Annotated in this window: 5 protein-coding genes; 4 read left to right on the forward strand and 1 reads right to left on the reverse strand. The window is 64.7% G+C overall.

All coding sequences use genetic code 11. The features are described 5' to 3' along the window. Window positions 1–333 precede the first annotated feature (333 nt). Complete coding sequence (locus PMI42_RS12840; RefSeq protein ID WP_008134645.1) at window positions 334–552, reverse strand: hypothetical protein; 219 nt, start codon at window positions 550–552, stop codon at window positions 334–336. Window positions 553–793: 241 nt separating this feature from the next. Between PMI42_RS12840 and PMI42_RS12845 the strand changes: the two genes are divergently transcribed. The 4 genes from PMI42_RS12845 to uraD form a co-directional block, all read left to right on the forward strand. Beyond that, on the forward strand, window positions 794–1,072 hold the full coding sequence (locus PMI42_RS12845) for a hypothetical protein (protein ID WP_008134646.1): 279 nt from the start codon (window positions 794–796) through the stop codon (window positions 1,070–1,072). 106 nt (window positions 1,073–1,178) lie between these two features. Further along, complete coding sequence (locus PMI42_RS12850) at window positions 1,179–1,592, forward strand: DUF3830 family protein (protein ID WP_008134648.1); 414 nt, start codon at window positions 1,179–1,181, stop codon at window positions 1,590–1,592. Beyond that, window positions 1,593–2,528, forward strand: coding sequence for an allantoinase PuuE (puuE, locus tag PMI42_RS12855; RefSeq protein WP_008134663.1), 936 nt, complete (start codon window positions 1,593–1,595; stop codon window positions 2,526–2,528). Between the two features lie 7 nt (window positions 2,529–2,535). Then, window positions 2,536–3,230, forward strand: a 695-nt coding sequence (gene uraD / locus PMI42_RS12860) for a 2-oxo-4-hydroxy-4-carboxy-5-ureidoimidazoline decarboxylase (protein WP_008134664.1), incomplete at its 3' end; no start/stop codon positions are given.

The following is a 3,230-nucleotide window of genomic DNA, read 5'->3' on the forward strand; positions in this document are numbered from 1 at the left end:
GCGAATTGCGCCGCGAGGACGCGAAGGCGTGTCTGCAAACTCAAATGCAAGCTGGGAGAGCGAAGCTGTCGCCTCATACGCCGCATTGCGCGCAATGACGGCGCTGAAACAGCGAGCGCCTATCTCTCCCCGCCACCCTGAGGTGCCGGAGCGAAGCGGAGGCCTCGAAGGGCGACGGCCCGGCCGCATCTTCGGCCGTGCATCCTTCGAGGCTCCCCCTGGGACGCGCTGCGTCCCATGCTTCGCACCTCGGGATGACGGAGCTGGGACTGTCGTCGTTGCGCAATGACGGAGTTGAAGCAACGGCGCTGGTATCGCTCTACAAATCCGGCCTCACCGTCCCGCTGGTGCCGACATCGCGCCGTTGGTGTAGCGCGACCAGTCGGGCGTGGTTGGCTGCGACGGCCAGATCGCGGCGTTGGCGTCGCGTACCGACTGGGTGATGGGCGCGGGTTGCGCCTTGCGGGCGTGGTGGCGGTCGCTGGCGGTGGCGGTCTGGATGGTGGCGGCGGCAATCAGCGCGGCGCCGAAAATGGCAAAGGTCTTTCGCATGGTTGTTTCTCCCGTGACGACGCTCCGGCTGTGAAAAAATGTCGTCGTCGCCGGTGACATGGCGATGCGTCCCGCCGAATGTCAGCCGCGCTAGCTTCACGAACGGAAGCGCGGCCATCAAATTGGGGCGAGCAAATTTCTTGGGCCTGGCCAAAAATTCGGCAATCGCCCCACGCCTCCGGTGGACTTGACCGGTGCAATCCGATTGAATGGGCTCCAATCGAGTTTTCAGGCGACAACGATGTCGAGATATCTGCTGATCCTCCTCCTGATCGCCGCGCCGGCGGCCGCGCAAGTCAAGCTCGCGCCAAAGACCTCGGCGGCGCATCCGGACCCCTGCGCCCCGATCGGGCGCACCGCGGACGGCAAGCTGGTCTACTCCATGAAATGCGAGAACCTGCCGGCGCCGCCTTCGCCTCCGCCGCAGGCGGAACTGAGGGAGGCACCCGCGCCCGCCGCCGAGCCTGAGCCCGAGACGCGCCGGAGCGGCATTTTCGGCTGGTCCTACGACCGCAGGTGACTTGACTTGAGGTGACTTGCCGCGCCCCTTGCGCGATCCTGTCTGGAATGCTCTTTGCTTGAAAATTCACCGTGGGGCGCGACCGCCCCCGATCCAGAGAGATGAGATGAGCAAACTCGTTATCCGCGCCGGCGACTACACCTTCGATGCCCGCTTCGAGGAGCAGGCGGCGCCCAAGACCGTGGCCGCCTTCCGCAAGGCGATGCCGTTCGAAAGCCACATCATCCATGTGCGCTGGAGCGGCGAGGCGGTGTGGATGCCGCTCGGCGACCTCGATTTCGGTGTCGGCTACGAGAACCACACCAGCTATCCCGCGCCGGGCCAGATCATCCTCTATCCAGGCGGCATCAGCGAGACCGAGATCCTGATGGCCTATGGCGGCGTGAGCTTCGCCAGCAAGATGGGCCAGCTCGCCGGTAATCACTTCATCACCGTGACCTCGGGCCTGGAGAACCTGGCGACCCTCGGCAAGAGCGTGCTCTGGAAGGGCGCCCTGCCGATCCGCTTCGAGGAAGTCTGAGTGACTGACACCCGCTACCCGCGCGATCTCCGCGGTTACGGCCGCAACCCGCCGCATCCGCAGTGGCCCGGTAACGCGCGGGTGGCGGTGCAGTTCGTCGTCAACTTCGAAGAGGGCGGCGAGAACAACATCCTGCACGGCGACCGCGCGTCGGAAGCGTTCCTGTCCGACGTGCTCGGCGCGCAGCCCTGGCCGGGCCAGCGCCACGCCAACATCGAATCCATGTTCGAATACGGCTCGCGCGCCGGCTTCTGGCGGCTGTGGCGGATGTTCGGCGAGCGGAAATGGCCGACCACCGTGTTCGGCGTCGCCACCGCGCTGAAGCGCAATCCCGAGATCGTCGCAGCGATGAAGGAATCCAGCTGGGACATCGCCAGTCACAGCCTGAAATGGATCGAGCACAAGGACATGACCGAGGCGCAGGAGCGCGCCGAGATCGCCGAATCCATCCGCGTTCACCTCGAGGCGACCGGCTCGCGTCCGCTCGGCTGGTACACCGGGCGCTCCTCGATCAACACCAACAGGCTGTTGATGGAGGAGGGCGGCTTCCTCTATCTCTGCGATTCCTATGCCGATGATCTGCCCTATTGGGTCAAGGGCGCGAACGGCAAGCAGCTCATCATTCCCTATACACTCGATGCCAACGACATGCGGTTCATCAACCCGCAGGGTTTTGCCGAAGGCGAGCAGTTCTACACCTATCTGAAGGACGCCTTCGACGTGCTCTACGCCGAAGGTGAAACCGCGCCGAAGATGATGTCGGTCGGATTGCACTGCCGTCTCGCCGGCCGGCCCGGCCGTGCCGCGGGGCTGATCCGCTTCCTCGATTACATCGGCAAGCACGATCGCCTCTGGGTGCCGACGCGATTGCAGATCGCGCAGCACTGGCACGACAAGCACGCGCATCTGGCGGCGGATGCGTTCGAGATCGGATGAAGGTGTGATGTCGCAAATTTCGCTCACCGCTCTCAATGCTGCAAGCAAGGCCGATTTCGTCGCCGCGCTGGCCAATATCGTCGAATATTCGCCGTGGATCGCGGAGAAGCTTGCCGAGCAGCGACCGTTCGCCGGCCTCAACCAGCTGCACGCCGCGCTGATGGCGGCAATCCAGGCTGCCGAACCCGACGCGCAACTGGCGCTGATCCGTGCGCATCCCGATCTCGCCAACAAGACCCAGCGCGCAGCCGGCCTGACGGCGGAATCGACCGACGAGCAGAACAGCGCCGGCCTCGATCGTCTGTCGGATGCCGAATATGCCGCCTTCGAGCGCGTCAACAATGCGTACCGCGACAAATTCGGCTTCCCCTATATCGTCTGCGTGCGCCGCCACACCAAGGATTCCGTGCTGCGCGACTTCGAGACGCGGCTGCTCAATATCGGCAAGACCGAGACGCGCCGAGCGATCGAGGAGATCGGCCGCATCTCGGCGCTGCGGCTCGATCAGCTCGTCAGCGCTGACGACAGGCTGAAGGTGCACGGCCGTCTCTCGACTCATGTGCTGGACAATCACACCGGCAAACCCGCGCCCGGCATTCCGGTCGAGCTCGTCGAGCTCGCGAATCTCGGCGAAAGCCGCGTGATCGCGCGCACGGTTACGAATGCAGACGGTCGCACCGACCAGCCGTTGATCGGCGGGCG

The organism is Bradyrhizobium sp. YR681 (genome assembly GCF_000282615.1).
Taxonomy (GTDB): Bacteria; Pseudomonadota; Alphaproteobacteria; order Rhizobiales; family Xanthobacteraceae; genus Bradyrhizobium.